This window comes from Spirochaeta dissipatitropha (genome assembly GCF_054657935.1).
Map to the genome: position 1 here is coordinate 112,026 of NZ_BAAHXT010000008.1, position 18,866 is coordinate 130,891.

Consider the following 18,866-nt stretch of genomic DNA (forward strand, 5'->3'; position numbering starts at 1 on the left):
TCTGTTCCTCAATATTCTAAAATCTGCGTACTGGCCTGACACGCGGTACGAAGTTATCTGTGTCCTGGTATATAACATAGCGCCTGCCGTCGGTCATACTTACAGCAACAGCACGTTCTCCGTTGTTGCTGGCAGAAGATGTCCAGTACCAGCCTCCTAGAAGATCTGCTTTATCCGGGAAATCAACTGATGCTTCCCACAGGCGGCTCAGTTCGTCACGGGTGGGAAGGAACCAGTCTTCAAAGCTGGTTCCGCCATGTGTTACGCGGGCTTGATCAGCGGCACGTGCAGCATGCATGACTGTTCTGGCTGAAGAACCTACCGCCTCAAGTTGATCTCGGATAGTTGCAGTATTGATTTTCCCACCGCCAATGCTGGCGAAGGCAGTATATACATTCGGACCGTTCGAAACGTTGAATACAAAGCGCGGATCGCTGTTGCCCGAGGCATGCCAGTTCCGGGGAGCTGCCTCCATGTAGCGCCATGACCGGTCGGGGTCCTCACTGTCTGGCTCCGGCGGATTCCTCATGAAGAAAATAATTCCACCGGCAGGGCCTGTATCACCTATGGCATATGCAACTGCTCCCGGTTCTTCGGGTTCAGGTTCGGGAATTTCGAAAACAGCCCAGGAATCGTCTCCGTTCACATCGTACCACATAAAATTCGGAAATGCCCAGATACGAATAGCATCCGCATCTTCTGCATTCAGGGAGCCTATGCTGATTGATTCGGTTCCATCGGTAAAATCAATTTCTGCCTGGACTAGGTACCGTCCGAATGGGAGATCCATATCTCCTTCAGGATCAAACTCCGGCACATAATCGCGGTAGAAGTCATTATCTTCATCAGGAAAACTGAAGCTTCCGCTGACCGTCTCGGTAGTTCCTCCTCCGACGGGTGCCAGGGTAATTGAATAACCGGAGGGGCTCAAGCCGGGAGGGACAACAAAGCGATAACGAATTGAGCCAGAATCCGGAAGACCAGCGGGGCTTGGGTCAGCCGGGATGCGGATAGTGAAGTAGTTGCTTATCGCTTCAGTTTCAGGGGAGAGGGGGTCTACAACCCGTGCCAGGAGCACAACAGTACGGTCCTCTGCAGTGCCTGCTGCCCGGGTGTCCGGAATCGGTGTTGCAATGAATTCGAAGCCGGGAATACCGGATTTAGGCTCCAGGAGCCTGAGGCTGATGTAGTCTTCTCCCTCAATTACCTGCCATTCCACTCCGGCGGCGGTGTTCAGGTTCTGCGGCGTGGTAAGTCCCAGTAAGGTGATGCCGAGATCTACATCTGCCAGAAAATCAATAGGCTCTGCAGGATCCTGACCATTCGGTTCAAATTGTTCCCAATCATTATTTATCCTCATTTCCAGCCGGGGTGTAAGATCAAAGGTTCCAGTCGGCTCGGGAACTATACCGTCGTCTGCCGTGCCGCCATTCCCTGAGCCGCTGTCTACTGAAACGTTATCTTCCGTACCGTTTCCGCCATTACCTCCGGCTTGCACGGTGCTGTCTTCAGAGCCGGGATCGGTCGGAGACGGACATCCGATTAACACGAGGCCAACGACAAGCAGCATTATGGCAGTTGATATTGTGGTCTTTCTGCCTGAACTTTCCTGTGATGCTTTCATTTTCACTTCCTTCCAGATGGGATATTCAGAATATAACGGGAGGTACGCGGAATTACAATTTTTATAGAGGAAATTGCAAACTTACGTGCAATTTCCTCCTCGCATTAGTAGCGAATTCTCAAGTTGTTTTATGTAAACAACTTGAGAATATTTAATCTTGCGAATGCTCATGCAAAATGTAATTTTGCAAAAAGCTCTATAAACAATAATTTAAAAAAGAGTCGAAAACCTCCATGTCTTGTGGGTGAAACTATACCAACATGGCAGATCTGCCATGTTGGTATAGTAGTCCCCAAGCGGGTTTGAGATTTTAGACATATAGTATCCTGTTATCTCAGCAAAATTTTGATCGCGCTGTAACAATAAAGAAGGCTTCATTTCCGAGGGCTGCTTCAAGCTGGTAGTTTCTGCTTGACTGCAGATTTCTGAATCCGCTTGATTCAAGTAGTGTGAACAGCTGTCTGTCGCTTAATGGAAACAGCCTGGATGAGTCTGAATGTACCGTTCCGCGTGCTTTGTCTTCTATCTCGATTTCAAAGTCGATACCTTCTTCCGAAATATTTTGGTAGCGTCGCCGGAATACGATGGAATCAGTTCCAATATCAGGAAACGTTTTTTCGCCTTGATCGAGAATAATCCGATAGTTTAGAAGCTGGAGAGCAAGCCAGCCTCCGGGGATGAGGGCGCGCTCTGCTCGTTCCAGAAAGCCACTGATTTCTCCAGTATCTCTCAAATGAGGCAGGGTGTTTCCGAGGCAGGTAATGAGGCTGTACTTCTGCCTTGCTGACAGGTCGAGCATGCCTTTGCGGAAGAACTGAAGTGCTGACTTCGGCAGATGATCTGCTCCATGCCTGGAGACGGCTGTTTGAAACAGGGAGGGGTCAGGTTCCCAGCCCTCGGCATTATATCCGGCTGCAGCCAGGGCTGCCGGAAAATCACCGCTGGCGCAGCCTATATCCAGCACTGGGGACCTTTCGGGTACAAGGGCTTCTACCATCCGCAGCCTGTCCGGATCAAGCGGGAAAATCGAACTGTATTCCTGTGCAATCAAGTCGTACATGCCAGTCAGTATATGCCCCGGTATTCATGCCTGACAAGACGGGTTTTTGCCGCTATAGTTGGCCTATGAGCAGAAGACCGGAAGTAAAATCATTCGTTGAACAGTATTCAGTGGGCCGTCCTCCGGCGGGATGGAGGCGTGTACTCTACGATATTCTTTTCAGGACCGATTCACGGGCAGGCATTGTTTTCGACATAGGTCTGATCGTCTGCATCTGCATCAGCTTGTTCTCCAATATGCTCGAGAGTGTGGCTGAATTCCGGTCTCAGTGGGGTAACATATTTGTTGTGCTCGAATGGATATTCACCCTGTTGTTCAGCCTGGAGTACCTGCTGCGGCTTGCCTGTACTGACAAACCGCTTCGCTTTGCCCTAAGTTTTTTTGGAGTGATGGATTTTGTTGCAGTGGTTCCGACATATTTTTCCTTGCTGATTCCCGGAGTGCCCAGTCTGCTTTTTTTCCGCAGCCTGCGTGTGTTGAGAATCTTCCGTATGTTCAAGCTCTGGAAGTATTCCCGGGAGGCTCAGAATCTCATGGCTGCCCTCAGGGCATCCTTACCGAAAATCAGCGTATTTCTGTTCGGTGTCGGAACTCTCATTGTAATTCTCGGCTCGATAATGTACCTGGTCGAAGGCCCGGAAAACGGCTTCAGCAATATCTTTGTCAGCCTCTACTGGACGGTGGTTACTATAACTACGGTGGGTTATGGTGATATTTCTCCACAGACCCCGCTGGGTCAGGCGATTGCAAGTATTGTCATGATTATGGGCTATGCGATTATCGCGGTGCCCACAGGAATAGTCTCGGCAGAGATTATCCGCGGGGATGGTTCCGACATACAGAAAGAGACGGTCGAAGCGAGTGGCAATCAGAATGGAATTTGATTAGCTTGATTAGTATGAAAGTTTCTGTTTCAAAGACTCTTGTGCTGGCTTTTCTGGTTTTGTGTGTTTCTGTGCTGCCTGTATACAGCAGATCAATCAATTTCGGCATTGAAAATCGTTATACGCCTGCTCCGGAGGGCTTTTATAACGATGTGCGCGGCTTCGTCTATGCTCCGGCGGGACCGCTTACTGCAGGATTAGCCCTGACACGAAGCGACCGGGGGGACTGGTCCAGATGGATGGCCGAAGGCGGGGCTGTATGGGTCTGGGGTGGTCCTTTCTACTCCGAGGCTCGTTACGGGCTCAGTCTTGATTCCGCTGACATTCTTTCCCATCATGCGTATATGGATCTGTTTTTCGAACAGGCCAGCTATTATCTGACGGGCAGTGTCCGCGGACGGGCAGCTTCCGATGCCTGGTCTGTCACGCTTTCGTTTGGTGGCGCATACTTCGGGTTTGCCAGAAATCTACTGAATTCCAGGGTCTACTATGCGCAGGATCCAGACAATACGACGGTGAGTCTTGCTTTCTGGAACCGGTACAGGCTGCTGCCGCGGCTTGATCTGCACAATGGTGCGTCTGTGGGCACGAATCTCAGTGATTTCCTTGATTATGATGCGAGCATGTCAGCTGGGCTTTCGTGGCTATTTACCCCGAACTGGAGGGCAGGTTATCAGTTTAAACAGGATTTTCCCTATGTTGCGGGTGGACGGACCAGTCATCATGAGTTATTTATTACGGCGTCGGTAGCTCTGGGATCCGGGGAATGAAGATGCCTGTCTGGCGATTGATGGTCGCGCTGCTGGCTGTGCTGATGCTGCCGGCTGTTTCAACCCCAGCTTCAGAGGATTATGCAATGGATCTGAGTTTTTCTGGTAAGGACTGGAAGGTTAGAGATCAGCGCAGAGAGGTTGGTCCCGGTCCGAATATATTCTCGGCCGACAATGTAAAGGTTCAGGACGACCAGCTTCAATTGAGGATTCTGCCGAGGGGACAGCGCCGCTGGACATCAGCTGAAATCCGCACAGCGGAACCAGTCGGGTACGGAGAATATACGGCTGTGGTCAGGCTGCCGGATACGGGGATTCCCGACCCCTTGATTTTTGGTTTTTTCACCTATGATCAGGATACTGCTGCAGATCATCGCGAAATAGACATTGAATTCGGCCGCTTCGGCAACACGGCTTCCGATGCGCCATGGCTCCACTTTTCCCTGCAGCCGGCAGAGCAGCCTGGTCGGACGATAGGCTTCAACCCTGAGCTGCCAGGTGGGGAGTGGGTAATCAGTTTTTTATACCTGCCAGAGAGGATAGATTTTTATGCGTTCAGTCCTGCCAATGCGGTGTCTGTATACCGCTTCAGCGTTGAGGGCTCACAGGTTCCTGAGCCTGGGCAGATGCATCTGCATCTGAACCTGTGGTTATTCCGGGGAGCCGACCCGGACAGGGAGAACTTTCTCAGGAATCCGGATGATTTTTTGATCAGCATTGAAAGAGTAAATTTGACACCTTATAGTTGTACTAATGAAGACTGAAATTATTCGCACATGTATTGTTCTTGAACCTGAGGAGCGTCAGATAGATTCCTCCATAGCCTCGGGCTTTGCGCGCGCTTTATTGTCCGCTCTGAACGATGCAATGGAGCAGAATCCTGGAGCCCCGGTTGTTCTTGATCTGGCGTCCACCGAATTTATTGACAGCTCTGGGCTAAGCCGGATTCTGGATGCCCTTCGGCTCTGCCATGCCAGAAACATCCTGTTCTATATTAGTGCTCCGCATTCAGCCGTTGCAACCCTTTTCAGGATGGTTCGCTTGAATCAGCTGACTAAAGTCTTCAACTCAAGGGAGCAGGCCATTGATGCACTGGACACCCGTTGATCTCGAGCCATATGACAGCTGCGATATAGCTGAAAATGGCCAAAGGCATACCGAAGAGCCTTCCGAAAAAGAGATTCTGCTTGGTGCCCTGATCCAGCACTCGCTTCTGGGGGGATTCAATCAGCTCGAGTTCATGGGTTCGGTTCTGTTCGGCGGCAGCGTGCCCAGCCGCGAGGTGGGCGGGGACTTCTACGATGCATACTCACCTGCCAAAGGCAGTCTGGATCTGATTCTTGGTGATGTTATGGGGAAAGGTGTCCCGGCGGCGCTTCTTGGTGCAAGCATTCGCACACGGTTGTATCGTAGCCTTTTTGAATTGTACCGCGATTCGCCGGCACGGGGGGCTGATTCACCTCCCTCAGTTCCTGAAATTCTTTCGGCGCTGGATGATTCCCTGCGATCCGAGCTGCTGGAAATGCATCAGTTTGCTACCTTGATCTTCGCAAGAACCAATATGGACAGCATGAGGCTGGACTACAGCGATTGCGGCCACACAGCTTTCTGTCTGATTGAATCTGATAGCGGAAGGATCTGGAATATCAAGGGGGCTAATATGCCCCTGGGGTTCCTGGATTCCCGTCAGGATTATCTGGAGTATTCGCTGCCTCTACAGGCCGGAGACCTGCTGCTGTTTTACTCCGACGGTTTGAGCGAGGTGACCGACGAACATGGTACTGCGTTCGGACAGCAGGGGATTGAGCATGTTCTGGATCAGAATCCCCTGAGAGATCCTGTTCGCGCAGGAAAGGATCTTCTCCGCACTGCAGTCCTTCATTCCGGCGGCAGTCCCTCCGATGATATTACGATTGCGGTGCTGAAGATCGGTCCGCCTTCCCCGGCACATAAGGAATATGTTCATGAGCAGGTCCTTCATAGCCGTGAAGAGCTGCTTCCATTCCGACTGGAGCTGCAGCATTCGCTGACCGTTCATCTGGATTCCCGCCTTGAATCCGGGGTCCAGGAATTTTGCGACGGCATCACTATAGCTGCTGTTGAGGTTCTGTCGAATATTTTTGACCATGCTGGTATTCCAGATGGTAGTGATATTTTCGTAAAACAACGATTTGATGCATGCTCGATATGGATTTGTGTAGACTACAAAGCAGAGGCTTATGACTGGGTTGATGTGCAGAAACAGTCGCTGTCCGATCTCGCTCTGAATTATTCCCTGCGGGGTTATGGTACACCCTTAATACGGGAATTGCTAGACTCTTTCAGTATTATGAGTTCCAGCGGCCCGATAAGCAGAATTATCATGAGAAAGGATATTGAGATATGACCCATTTTCCTGATCCACCGATACCTGTGTGGAAAAACTCGGTATATTGGCTTGGTTGTCGTACTGAAGGTGCATTTGTGCAGCACAACAGCTACTGCCTGCTGACAGATTCCTCGTTTTACGTTATTGATCCTGGCAGTGCTGTATCCTGGCGTTGCATTAAGCCCGTTCTTGAGGAACTGTGTCGCGAGCGAGAAGAGATGAATGGTGTGCCCTGGAGTATTGTTCTTACGGGCAGCGATGCCACTGTCTCCGGGTGTTTGCTGGACGGTTCCTGTGATCTGCGGATAAACGGCAGGGAACCGGACTTCATTTACGCTCACTGGAAGGCAGTGCTGCTGCTTCAGGTGCACCCGGAGCGAACGGTCTCGTTATCCTCCTACAAGCCGGGTGTTGATTTGGGTGATGGACGAAAGCTTACCATGCTGCCGCTGGTGGAAGGAGAGCGTAGCGGAAATTGTATGTTCGCCGAGAATGGAAGCGGAGTGATCTTTACCGGAGCGGCCTTCAGTTCTTCAGGACCCCGATCCTGGAAGGATGAAAATGACAAAGTTCATTTTGTGGTTTCTGATCCGAACCGCAGTCAGCTCGGGGCCTTGTACGCATATCAAAGCCAATTCTGTGACCCCCAGTGGATCGAGTCATTGGTGCAGCCGGAGCATGCCTTCTGGAAACAGCGGATACATCTCCTTCTTCCGCGGGCTGGTATGCTGATTTCTGGTTCTTTTGCCGGTATTACATCAGCCCTGCATAGCAGAATTGCCAGACTGCCCCGGAATTTATCCGAGCCATCGCTTGAATCCGGTCAGAAAGTTGAAGAGCTTATGTCTGAAATTCACAGCCTGCAGGCAAATACCTTCGAGCTGCAGGAGAGTATGGTTGTGATGCAGGATGAACGGATCCGTGATCCTGCAACTTCATTGTACAACCGAAGGTTTTATACTGAGTATATGCCGATGTTCTGTGAGGACCACGCAGAAAACGCAGCTTTGATCTATGTTTATCTTGATGGACTTGATCTCCTGAATCGTGAACTGGGATCCGAAGAGGGGGACTTCACCATGTCCCGCTTTGCCGAGGTCCTGCAGCTGAACAAGCCGAAAAATTCAATGCTTTTCCGGCTTGCCGGTCCTCTCTGTGCACTCCTGACGGGGTCCTTGAGTCAGAAGGAGGCAGAGCAGGCAGCGATACGGATAAAGCAGGCTGTTCGGGATGAAACCGGATTTCCACGCAGGATGTCCTGCAGCGTCGCGGTGGCAACGGTCGAGAATGTGGGTGACATCAGGCAGCTTGAAACTGCTGCGGAAATCAGACTCAAGTATGTTCGGCGGCAGGGTGGGAATGCTGTTTGCAGCGATAATCCCGTTGAGCAGGGGAATGATCTGGCTGCTTTCAGGGTTCTTTTGCTGGAAACCGATTCCCTGACCTCAAGACTGATCAGCAGCTTCCTGAATACTCAGGGTTGTGTCTGCCGGACGACCCTGAGTGCAGTTGATGCTCTGTCAATGCTGGTTGAGTTCCGACCTGCAGTAGTAATATCCGAACTATTCCTGCATGGCAGTGATGCTCTGAGAGTTCGTGAGCAGGCCCTTGCGGACAGTGCCCTCAGAGAGATACCCTGGATTGTCTACAGCTACCAGAAAAATGACCAGGCAATACAGAGAGCTCACGGATTGGGAATCTTTCATTTTCTCAGGAAACCGATTGTTCTGAATGAGCTGCTTGGTCTCGTCAGGCATCTGACAGGTCGGAATGATGAAGGTGGTGGCAGAAGTTCTGGAGGTTTGTCGTGAGCTGGTTGCAGCTTGATGTCTCCCGGGCACTGCAGCTTGTTGCTGCTTTTTTTGCCTTGAATCTGCTGTTGATTTTATCTTTGTGTTTCCGCCGCTTTTTTAGAAGACGCAGGCAGGCTGTGTATCAGAAAGCTGAACAGGGGCTGCTGCGATCTGTCTCGATGGATGAAGATGCACGTGCCAGGCTGCTTCGCCGACTGCCCCGCAGGGTTCTGCTCTTGTCGTTTCTGAGGATCAGCCAGAGGGTCCAGCTTTCGCCCGGGTTTCATTCATCAGTAGCGCGTGTTCTGAAGCAGAAGCGCGTCCTGGCGTATCTGCGCAGAATGTTCTCCAGCCCTTCGGCATATCACAGACGGTATGCGATTCTCTGTTCCCGGGTTCTGCCCGAGCCGATTCGTGTCAAGCTTTTGCTACAGGGAATCCGCAGTGAAAAGCAGGCTGGTCTGCGCATCAGAATCGCTGCGCAGCTGCTGGTTCTCTCTGATCCTCAGGTTCTTGGTCAGTATGGCCCCGCGATAGTCTCAGCTATTCATAAAGGATTTATGTCAGCACCGGAAGTCTACAGAAGACGGATAATTGCCATGCTCCAGCCTCATGCCCAGCTGCTTGCAGCCTGGGTACAGCAGCATGGCAAGCCGCTTGATACATGGGCTGCCCGGATGACAGTTGCTGGTCTGCCTGCGCTGCCCGAAGCCATGGCTGAAGAATTCCTGCTGCATCTTGTTCACTTCGATGACTCCGCCCTTCTGAAGTCGGTATCGGGGCTTGTGTACCAGCATTTCCGGTATTTGTTCGATCGTGATGTGTTCCGCCGTCATGCCTCAATCGAGATCCGGTCTGCGATAGCTTCTTCACGAGCGGAGAAGATCAGCTTCGAACATAGCCATGAGTGGTTGCCGCTGCTTGGGGATCCTGCGGTATCCGAGGCTCCTCTGCAGGTTCTGCAAGGCCGCCTTACTTCCAGCAAGCTCCCGTTGGTCATGGATGTGTATAAAAAAATCATGGATAAGGATCAGCCCGATCTGCAACGGGCACTTGCCCGCCTGATCGAGCCCCTTCTTGTGTATCTTCTTCAGAAAACATTCGACAGGCAGGCTCTGCCGGCTGATCCCGTTATTAGTCAGCTGCTGCATGATCTGCTTGACCAGAACCGTAACATGGCATTAATCCAGTTTCTTATATCCAAGCACAGGGATGCTGATATAGCTGCCTGGCAGGCTACGATTAGCAGCCTGAGATCGGAATTTCCTGGTTTTGATCAGGATTGCAGGGCGTACCTGCCTGATGCTGTACAGAAGCAGCTTGGGATGGATGGTGATGCGGCAGTCTATGAAAAACCGAAAATACCGCTGCAGATAGGTGACCGTCTGCTGCTTGTGCTGCTGGCGGCAGCCGTGATTTCGCTTGGACCAGTTCTGTACTTTCTTCTTCCGGTCTCCGGGCGGGGACTTGCTGATTTCAGTCTGTTTTATCAGGCGATGTTCGTGTTTTACTCACTTTCAGTAAACCTGAGCTACAGTCTTCTCCTGGTTCTTTCTGCCCTTCATGTATACCGGCGCCGTGGGAGTCTGGATGAACTGGAGCTGTTATTTACTCCCGGTGTCCTTCCTTCGGTTTCGGTTATTGCTCCGGCATACAACGAAGAGAAGAATATTGTGGACAGTGTCCGCTCACTGCTGTCGCTGAGGTATCCGGCATTTGATGTGGTTGTTGTGAATGATGGCTCATCTGATGCCACCCTGCAGCGGGTCAAGGATGCCTTCAATATGACAATGACGGATGTTCCGCGTAACCCATTGATTACTACAGCTCCGATCTGGGCTGTGTACCGCAGCAAGGATGTGCCGAATCTGGTGTTGGTAGATAAGGCTAACGGAGGTAAGGCAGATTCATTGAACGCAGGTATCGGGATCTGTTCAGGGGAGTATTTCTGTGGAATTGATGCTGATTCCATGCTTGAGCAGGATGCCCTGCTCGGATTAATGGCTGCAATCCTCGACAGCGATCGTGAGACAGCCGCGATTGGTGGGAATGTCCTGCCTATCAATGGTTCTCGTGTCCGCAATGGCTACATAGAAAAATTCGGGATCTCCGGGAAGCCGCTGGCTTTGTTTCAGACAATTGAGTATCTGCGGGCCTTTATCGCCGGGCGCATGGGCTGGGCCGAGACCGGTAGTCTGCTCATAATATCCGGTGCTTTCGGTGCATTCAGAAGAGACAGGGTGCTGGAAATCGGCGGCTACCTGACCGGCACCGGCAGATACCGCAAGGATACGGTGGGTGAGGATATGGAACTGGTAGTCCGGCTCAGAAGGCATCTGTTCAAAAGGAAAGTCCCTCACCGCGTCGAGTATCAGCACAAGGCTAATTGCTGGACCGAGGTTCCCGAAGACAGGAAAAGCCTGCTGAAGCAGCGCGACCGCTGGAACCGCGGCCTGATCGAAATTCTTCTCTTTCATCGAAGGCTGTTTATGAACCCCCGTTATCGGAACGTCGGAATGCTGGCTGTTCCCTATTTCTTTATATTTGAAATGCTCGGTCCCTTTCTCGAGACGCTTGGCTATGCAGCGGTAATCGTCAGTTTGATCTTTGGGTTTTTCAATCCGGTTATCCTGCTTGCACTCTTCGCTGTTTCTATCTGCTACGGTATCGTGATTTCCACTTCTGCACTGTTGATGGCCGATGGAGCAGTGATCAGCTTCAGGAAACGGGAGCTCGCACTGCTGTTGCTGTTTACCATAATCGAGAATTTCGGCTACCGCCAGATTATTGCTGTTCAGCGTGCCTGGTCCTACATTGCGTATCTGTTCAGGAATCCCGGCTGGCAGAAGATGGAGCGTAAGGGTTTTTCTGCTTGAGGTACAGTATGACATTACCGGAATATCCCGTGCGTGAGATACGGAAACAGATAGAGCATGCGCTGTCTTCCAGGCCTTTCAGCGTGCTGCAGGCCCCTCCTGGCAGCGGTAAATCGACTCTGGTTCCTTTGTACCTGGCGGAGTTGTTCTACGGCTCCAGCAAGGGTTCATCCTTTCAGGGACAGATAATCCTGCTTCAGCCCCGGCGGGCTGCGGTTCGTGCCGTTGCACTGCGTTTGCGGGAGCTTGCCTCGACTGCATATTCAGTAGGTTGGATGACCCGCGAGGAGCAGGATGTGCCTGCAGATGCCCGCATTCTGGTAATGACTGAAGGGATATTCATTCGCCGCCTGCTCTCGGATCCGGAAGCCACCGGGATTGATCTGCTGATTCTGGATGAGTTCCATGAACGTTCCTGGCAGGTCGATCTCTCTCTGGTGCTGGCCCGTCAGGCCCAGGAAATTTTTGCCCCCCAGCTGAAGCTGCTGGTAATGTCGGCCACCCTGGAGGATTCATGGTTTGTCCATGAGGATGCTGAAGTTATTAGTACAGAGGCATCTCTGTTTTCACTCTCGTACCGTTATGAACCTGCCGTTCCTGAGCGGGATGTTTCCCGTTCCGCTGCTCGACTAGCTCTGGAAGCTCATGCTGCAGACCCTCAGGCAGGGATTCTGGTGTTTTTGCCGGGTGAAGGTGAGATCCGTCGCTGTGTATCACTGCTTCAGGAAGCTCTGTCTCCCGGTGTTCCTGAAATCCTGCCGCTCTATGGCCGTCAGTCAGCTGCAGAACAGCAATCTGCTCTGCGCCCGGCTCGTGGGCCCAGAATAATTGTGGCTACGAACGTAGCTGAGACCAGTCTGACAATTGACGGTATACGCTGTGTTATTGACTGCGGACTGAGGCGGCATGCCGTATATGAGGCATCCCGTGGAATGAACCGGCTGGTAACAAGCCGTATCAGCCGGGCATCTGCGGTACAGCGGGCAGGAAGGGCTGGAAGACAGGGACCCGGCAGAGTGATCAGAATGTGGTCGGAAACCGAACAGCTGCAGGATTTTGATGTGCCGGAGATCCGCAGTGGAGATCTGTCTTCCCTGCTTCTTGCGCTGGCCGCCTGGGGCGATGTCCGCTGGCAGGAATACCGCTGGATTGATCCGCCGGATGAGGCCCGGGCTGCTGCAGCCTTTGATCTGCTGATGGCGCTTGGTGCCCTGGATGAGCGAGGGGTGATTACGGATTTCGGGAAGGCGATGCAGGCTCTTCCTCTGGATGTGCGCAGCGCTGCCATGGTCCTGCGGGCATCTCGGGGCAGCAGAGAGCTGCTGGAGGATGCTGTTCTGATGGCGGCCATGCTGCAGGAAGGCGATCCGCTTGACCCGGAACTGTCCGGCCGCTATGGGGCCGATATTTGGGGGCGGCTTGAACTTCTGCGGGAGAGCGAAGCGCGCTCGCCTGAGTCAGGCACGCGAGGATTACGCCGCATAGCGGCGTCCCGGATCCGGCGTGAAGCGAAGCGGATTCTCCGCGAGCTGAAGCGCCATGTGAATCTTCAGGAAGCGGGAAGTACAGAAGCTGTGGCGGTTGCGGGTCTGGCGACTGTGCTTGCAGAGGCCTATCCGGACCGTGTGGGACGCTATATTACAGGTCGCGGTCTGTGGCTGTTGAGCGGTGGCCGGGAGTGCCGGCTTGACGACGCTGCGGCGTCGGTTTTTGAGGGTGGCTGGCTGGTCGCGGCTGAGGTACAGCGGGGACGGAAGGATTCTGTTATCCGGCTTGCTCTGGCAATGTCGGAGGCAGAGGCAGCGGCCTGGTGTCGACAGCATGAGGAAATCTCCCTGCGTCTGCAGCTTGATTCGGGCAGGCTGAAAGCTCGGCGCGTCCGTTCAGTCGGGGCGATTGTACTTGAGGAACGGCCCGTGGCGCTGGCTGAACTGAACGATGCATCCGGGGAGCTGCTGCGCTTGATTTCTGCAGATGGCGTGGGTGCATTCGGCTGGTCGGAGAGAGCGCGGCGTTTGCAGAATCGGCTTTTGTTTTTACGGGGGCTGATGACCGGGCAGGATGCCGTGCAACTGATTCCCGATGTCTCGGATGCTGCCCTGGCAGTATCGGCTGGGGACTGGCTGCCCGCCTTTCTGCCAACCAGGGTGAAGCCGGAGAGCCTGCAGAATATTGATATGTATGCGGTATTGATGAGCCTGCTGCCCTATGATATTCAACGGCGGCTGGATGATCTTGCTCCTGAGTCCCTGAGGCTCCCGAGCGGGTCAATGCAGAAGCTGCGCTATGCTGCAGGGAGCTGTGTGCTGGCAGCGCGGATACAGCAATTATTCGGCATGATGGAGAGTCCCAGGATTGCCCGTGGACTGTGTGCTGGTCTGGAGCAGGGGACTGTGGTGGAGATCGAGCTGTTGTCCCCAGCGCGGAGGCCGATGCAGATTACCCGCGATCTGGCCGGTTTTTGGGAACGTACCTATGCCGAGGTCAGGAAGGAACTGCGCGGGCGGTATCCAAAGCATTACTGGCCGGAGGATCCCTCTCAGGCTGAAGCAACGGATCGAGCGAAACGCAGGAAATAGTCTGGTTGTAAGTCTTTTTTGATTTTTGATTGAGAATCTCTTATATATTAGTAAGGGGATACCTATATGAATTCTGTGCCTGATGGTCAGAAAGCAGATGATAGTTCGATTGCTCACAGAGGATCCAATTGTAGGTCCGAAGATGATTTGCGTGCCCGGAACGAGGAACTGGAGGGATTCTTTTCCCTGAATCTGGATTTACTCTGTATTGCTGATCTGGAAGGCCGGTTCGTCAGGACGAATGCCTCATGGTCAAAGATTCTGGGCTACAGTTCGGGTGAACTGGATGGGCGTAAATTTCTTGACTTTGTGCACCCCGATGATCTGCAGGCTACCTATGAAGCTATGGCCTCTCTGGATGACGGAGAGGATGTTATTGGTTTCACCAATCGCTATCGTTGTGCAGACGGCAGTTACAGGTTTCTTGAATGGCATTCACATCCGAAGGGGGGGCTGATCTATGCGGCGGCCCGTGATGTCACAGAAAAGAGATCTGCATTAGAGGCACTTCAGCTTGAGCGCACAATGTTGACTGGCATTATCCGTGGCACCAATGTCGGTACCTGGGAATGGAATGTTCAGACCGGAGAAACCGTGTTCAACGAGCGCTGGGCTGAAATTATTGGCTATACTCTTGAAGAAATTTCTCCGGTTTCCATTCAGACCTGGATGAAGTTTGCGCATCCAGATGACCTGAAGGGCAGCGAGGCACTGCTCGAGAGGCATTTCAGGGGTGAACTGGATTATTATGAGTACGAGTCGAGAATGCTGCACAAGAACGGAACATGGGTCTGGGTTCTCGACCGTGGACAGGTTGCTGAATGGACTCCGGACGGTAAGCCGTACATGATGATGGGCACGCATCAGGATATTACCGGGCGAAAAAAAGCTGAGGATGAACTGAGGGCGGCCAAGGAGCAGGCAGAGGCTGCAAGTCACGCGAAATCACAGTTTCTTGCAAATATGAGTCATGAAATCCGAACGCCACTGAATGGGGTAATAGGCTTCACCGAATTACTGAAGGATACACCGCTGTCACCGGTACAGCAGCAGTATGTGAACAATGCAAATGTTTCAGGACACACGCTGCTGGGAATAATCAATGACATTCTTGATTTCTCCAAGATTGAGGCTGGCATGCTGAACCTCGATACGGTTAAGACAGATATGTGGGAATTGCTGGAACATAGCGTGGATATTATACGGTTTCCTGCCGACGAAAAACAGTTGGAGGTACTGCTCAACATAGATCCCGACATGCCCTTATATGCAGTGGTAGACCCGGTCCGCCTGAAGCAGATTCTGGCAAATCTCCTGAGTAATGCCGTGAAGTTTACCGAGGAAGGTGAGGTTGAATTAAAGCTTAGCTATGAGCCTGAGGGTGAGGGGCAGGGGAGATTCCTGATTTCTGTTCGGGATACCGGCATAGGCATAGCAGACGAAGAGAAGCAACGTCTTTTCAAGGCATTCTCACAGGCTGATGGGTCGACCACACGCAGATTTGGAGGAACCGGTTTAGGTCTGATAATTTCAGATCTTATCGCTGAAAAAATGGGCAGCAAAATTTTTCTTGAAAGCACGCCGGGCGAAGGGAGTCGATTCTATTTCGAATTTACAGCTCCTGCTGAACATGGAATAAAGTTTGACCCTGTCGATGTGAAAGAAATCAACCGCTGTCTTATAATTGATGACAATGCTGCCAATCGCTTGATTATGGAGCAACAGCTCAAGAAATGGAATGTTGCCAGCGAAAGTTGTCATAACGGACTGGAGGCCTTGAAGCTGCTCGATGCTTCACCGGATTTTGATGTCATTATCTGCGATTATAATATGCCGTATCTCAATGGTCTTGAAACGGTGCAGATGATCCGTGAGCAGGTGCAGAATTCACAGCGAAAGCAGCCAGTAGTCATGCTGTATTCATCCTCTGAAGCTTTGGATGTTCAGAAGCAATCTCAATCAATTGGAATCCAGTTCTGTCTTATGAAACCTGTCAGTTCAGCCGAATTGTTTGCCTGTATGCGCCGGATTCAGGAAGCCCTTGTGGATGGTCCACTAAGGCAGGAGCCTGAAGAACCTATCGGATCAGCGGCTATGGAGCCTGCTCGTTCCGACTCTGAACCCCGTCGCTGCAAAATTCTGATCGCCGAGGATATCAGTATGAATATGCTTATGCTGAAGGCATTTCTCGGGAATATACGACACGATCTTGAAATTATCGAGGCGACTACCGGGGTAGAGGCGATACAGCTATATGAGGATTGTATGCCGGATCTGGTATTTATGGATATACAAATGCCTGAACTTGACGGGCTTGAAGCCACCAGTAGTATCCGGGGTTTTGAACAGTCTACAGGCCGGCATGTTCCGATCATTGCCTTGACAGCAGGCGCTCTCAAGGAAGAACAGAAAAGGTGCTTATCCTCTGGCATGGATGATTTTTTGAGCAAGCCGATCGACCGCCAGAAGCTTGCTGCAGTGTTGACGCGGCACCTTGATCCGGAGACCTGAATCTGTCACCCTGCTGTCTACCCGGAGGTGTGTCTTGAATTCCAGTAGTCAACAGTCTGTCCTGGTACGGCGTATAATAATTGCCAGATCCGGAAAGCTCTTTTTGTCGTTCCTCTTTTTTCTTGTGAAACATTCCCCGGTATGGCTGCTGCCCTTGTATGTGTCAGGGCTGATCAACTCGGTGGTGGACGGCAAGGACCTGTTCTCGCAGATTACTCCTACCCTGATTATTGCGGTGCTCCTGGTTCTGAATGTACCGTTTCAGGCCCTGCATGTGCGGTATTTTTCCCAGGCTTCCCGTCATATTGAGAAGGAGCTGCGGACCTCTCTCATCCGCAAGCTTCAGGAACTCAGTATACTGTATTACCAGGAGAATCAGAGTGGTGGTTTGAGTGCCAAGTTTCTGCGTGATGTTGAGGCGATCGAGCTTGCGCTGAAGCAGATTGTAATGAGTCTGCTGCCGGCACTGATTTCCTTTGTCTATGTCTTCGGGGTGACTACGGTCCGGCAGCCCCTGGTAAGTCTGTTTTTTCTCGGTGCGATACCGCTCATGTATGTGGTCAGGACCGTGTTCTCCGGAAAACTGCAGAAGGATAACCGTGAATACCGGAAGGATATGGAAAAACTCTCGGCCAAGGTTATCGAGTCTATCGAGATGCTTCCGGTTGCCAGGGCACATGCCGTGGAGGAGACCGAGATCAATGAGATCGAGACCTTCTTTCAGCGCATTACCAGTTCCGGCCTTGAGCTGGATATTACCAATGCCGTTTTCGGGGCCTGGACATGGGTGATTCTGCAGCTCTTTTCGCTGCTGGCCCTGGTGTTTTCCGCCTGGATGGCAATAATCGGTAAGATTCCACTGGGGGACATTGTACTGTATCAGAGTTTTTTTGCCATGATATCCAATGCACTGGCAAGCCTGCTCACGATACTGCCGGTTCTGTACCGCGGAAGGGAATCATTTCTCTCTATTTCGGAGGTCCTTGATGCGCCAGATCTGGAAAACAATCGGGGGAAGCCTGAATTCGAGCGGGTTGAGGGCAGTTTCCGGATTGCTGATCTGGCGTATCAGTATCCGGGCTCGGCAGAAGCGGCCCTGACGATTCCTGAATTGAGTATTCCCTTTGGGCAGTCGGTTGGTATCGTCGGGCCTTCCGGCAGCGGGAAGACAACATTCATCAACCTGATTATCGGGTTCCTGCAGGCCGAGCACGGAGACGTGTTTCTCGATGAGCAGACCTACCGGGATCATGATCTGCGTTCCATGAGACGCTATCTCTCGGTGGTCGGTCAGACCCCGATTCTGTTCAGTGGCACTATTGCTGCCAACATCAGCTATGGTGACCCCCGTGGACCGGAGGAGCGTGACGATGAAGTGCGGATTATAGAAGCCCTGAAGGCAGCTAATGCGCTGGAATTCGTTCAGGAACTACCGGATGGTATTCATAGCCATCTCGGCGAGCATGCCGCGAATCTTTCAGGTGGGCAGCGTCAGCGTCTGGTCCTGGCACGGGCCTTTTACCGGAATCCGAGGATACTGATTTTCGATGAAGCTACCAGTGCGCTGGATTCACATTCAGAACAGCGCGTTCAGCAGGCCCTGGCAACTATTGCGCATGGCCGTACCAGCTTTATTGTTGCTCACCGGCTTTCGACTATTATGGAGGCTGACAGGATTCTTGTCTTTGACAAGGGGCGTATAGTCCAGGACGGTAGCCCCGAAGCTCTTCTGGCTGAATCCGGTCTGTTTCGTGAACTGGCTGCTGTGCAGGGATTTACCTCCGGAACCTGATTTCCTGTTCCGGTAATTGTTTCCCCTGCTCTGGTTTATCTGTATCTTTATCGCTTGTAGGTAAGGAGAATTAAAAATGAGCATATATGATCTGTCTTATTGTGACAGTCGTGGTAGCGAGCATAATCTGTCTGAATTCAAGGCGAAGGTGCTGTTGATTGTGAATACCGCCACCAAGTGCGGGCTGGCACCTCAGTTCGAGGAGCTTGAACAACTGCATAAAAAATATGCTGACAAGGGTCTTGTGGTTCTCGGCTTTCCCTGCAATCAATTTCTCAATCAGGAGCCGGAAGGCAATGACACCATGGCTGCAGCATGCAAGCTGAATTTCGGGGTCACGTTTCCACTGACGCAGAAGATTCATGTTAACGGACCGGATGTGCATCCGGTTTTCGAAAACCTCAAAAAGTCATTGCCTGCGGGGAGATTGTCATTTTTGTTCGGCGATAAAATCAAGTGGAATTTTACCAAGTTCCTTGTTGACCGCGAGGGACATCCTTTCAGACGCTATGAACCGAACGTGAGTCCCCTGTCGATGGAAGCAGACATAGTGCAGCTGCTTGGTTGAGCTGTGCGATACCGTGGCATACCTTTGACCTGAAGAACAAG

13 protein-coding genes are annotated in these 18,866 nt (G+C 52.0%); 11 read left to right on the plus strand and 2 right to left on the minus strand.

Annotation, left to right across the window (positions count from 1 at the left end):
- Positions 1-16 precede the first annotated feature (16 nt).
- Together ACYQ2L_RS11170 and ACYQ2L_RS11175 are read right to left on the minus strand one after the other, a co-directional pair.
- Entirely contained in the window at positions 17-1,624 is a 1,608-nt protein-coding gene (locus ACYQ2L_RS11170; RefSeq protein WP_460055486.1) for an Lcl C-terminal domain-containing protein, read from the minus strand.
- A 334-nt stretch (positions 1,625-1,958) separates the two neighbouring features.
- Entirely contained in the window at positions 1,959-2,684 is a 726-nt protein-coding gene (locus tag ACYQ2L_RS11175) for a class I SAM-dependent methyltransferase (protein ID WP_460055489.1), read from the minus strand.
- A 65-nt stretch (positions 2,685-2,749) separates the two neighbouring features.
- Here ACYQ2L_RS11175 and ACYQ2L_RS11180 point away from each other — a divergent pair, with 65 nt between their 5' ends.
- The 11 genes from ACYQ2L_RS11180 (at position 2,750) to ACYQ2L_RS11230 (ending at position 18,825) form a co-directional block, all read left to right on the plus strand.
- Positions 2,750-3,568, plus strand: a complete 819-nt coding sequence (locus tag ACYQ2L_RS11180) for an ion transporter (protein ID WP_460055492.1) — start codon at positions 2,750-2,752, stop codon at positions 3,566-3,568.
- 14 nt (positions 3,569-3,582) lie between these two features.
- Complete coding sequence (locus tag ACYQ2L_RS11185) at positions 3,583-4,338, plus strand: hypothetical protein (RefSeq protein ID WP_460055495.1); 756 nt, start codon at positions 3,583-3,585, stop codon at positions 4,336-4,338.
- Complete coding sequence (locus ACYQ2L_RS11190; RefSeq protein ID WP_460055498.1) at positions 4,335-5,102, plus strand: glycoside hydrolase family 16 protein; 768 nt, start codon at positions 4,335-4,337, stop codon at positions 5,100-5,102. Before ACYQ2L_RS11185 ends, ACYQ2L_RS11190 begins: the two co-directional genes overlap by 4 nt.
- On the plus strand, positions 5,092-5,445 hold the full coding sequence (locus ACYQ2L_RS11195) for an STAS domain-containing protein (protein ID WP_460055502.1): 354 nt from the start codon (positions 5,092-5,094) through the stop codon (positions 5,443-5,445). Before ACYQ2L_RS11190 ends, ACYQ2L_RS11195 begins: the two co-directional genes overlap by 11 nt.
- A complete protein-coding gene (locus tag ACYQ2L_RS11200; RefSeq protein WP_460055505.1) occupies positions 5,426-6,724 on the plus strand; it encodes a SpoIIE family protein phosphatase in 1,299 nt (432 codons plus the stop codon). The genes ACYQ2L_RS11195 and ACYQ2L_RS11200 overlap by 20 nt, the downstream gene beginning before the upstream one ends.
- A complete protein-coding gene (locus tag ACYQ2L_RS11205) occupies positions 6,721-8,517 on the plus strand; it encodes a GGDEF domain-containing response regulator (RefSeq protein ID WP_460055508.1) in 1,797 nt (598 codons plus the stop codon). Before ACYQ2L_RS11200 ends, ACYQ2L_RS11205 begins: the two co-directional genes overlap by 4 nt.
- The gene (locus ACYQ2L_RS11210; RefSeq protein ID WP_460055511.1) at positions 8,514-11,375 is read left to right on the plus strand and encodes a glycosyltransferase family 2 protein; all 2,862 of its coding nucleotides are present in this window, start codon (positions 8,514-8,516) and stop codon (positions 11,373-11,375) included. Before ACYQ2L_RS11205 ends, ACYQ2L_RS11210 begins: the two co-directional genes overlap by 4 nt.
- Positions 11,376-11,383: 8 nt before the next feature.
- Positions 11,384-13,954, plus strand: coding sequence for an ATP-dependent helicase HrpB (hrpB, locus tag ACYQ2L_RS11215; RefSeq protein WP_460055514.1), 2,571 nt, complete (start codon positions 11,384-11,386; stop codon positions 13,952-13,954).
- Positions 13,955-14,020: 66 nt separating this feature from the next.
- Positions 14,021-16,465 carry a response regulator gene (locus tag ACYQ2L_RS11220; RefSeq protein WP_460055517.1) on the plus strand — a complete coding sequence of 815 codons (2,445 nt, stop codon included), beginning with the start codon at positions 14,021-14,023 and terminating at the stop codon, positions 16,463-16,465.
- A gap of 34 nt (positions 16,466-16,499) precedes the next feature.
- Positions 16,500-18,257, plus strand: a complete 1,758-nt coding sequence (locus ACYQ2L_RS11225) for an ABC transporter ATP-binding protein (RefSeq protein WP_460055520.1) — start codon at positions 16,500-16,502, stop codon at positions 18,255-18,257.
- A gap of 76 nt (positions 18,258-18,333) precedes the next feature.
- Entirely contained in the window at positions 18,334-18,825 is a 492-nt protein-coding gene (locus ACYQ2L_RS11230) for a glutathione peroxidase (protein WP_460055523.1), read from the plus strand.
- Positions 18,826-18,866 lie beyond the last annotated feature (41 nt).